This window comes from Oleiphilus sp. HI0128, from assembly GCF_001635365.1.
The window spans coordinates 1-385 of sequence record NZ_LWGG01000658.1 but is presented as its reverse complement, the minus strand read 5'-3'; the positions used below and the strand labels follow the sequence as shown (position 1 = coordinate 385).

1 pseudogene is annotated in these 385 nt (G+C 43.6%); it reads right to left on the bottom strand.

Annotated elements, in window-relative coordinates:
- Positions 1-149 precede the first annotated feature (149 nt).
- Positions 150-385: pseudogene (locus tag A3763_RS28490) on the bottom strand (DNA polymerase II); the annotation flags it as partial.

Here is a 385-nt window from a genome sequence, read left to right as displayed (position 1 = left end):
AGGCTCAATGATATTAAAGACACCCTGTTCTCGGATGATTTGACGGTGGAGGGTAGTAAGCTGGATTTAGTGAGTTTCTTCAGGTTGTTTGAGAAGCCGAGAGGTGTCTTTAATATCATTGAGCCTTAAGGAACTTACTTCTAGGTTCCCTAGAATAAGGCCATTTGATTATCTATTAGGCGATCAAAGTCCATCCCGATAAAGGGCAGAATGCCTTCCGCGATGGGCTTTAGCTGTTTCTCAATGTAGTGTTGGTAATCAATGTCTGATTCAAGATAGTCCAAAGGCTCAGGCCCGTTCAGGGTGATGATATAGTTGATCCAGCCTTTGTGTTGATACTGTAGTGGCTTGCCAAGCGCTTTGTTCTTTTCGTCGGCTATTTTGG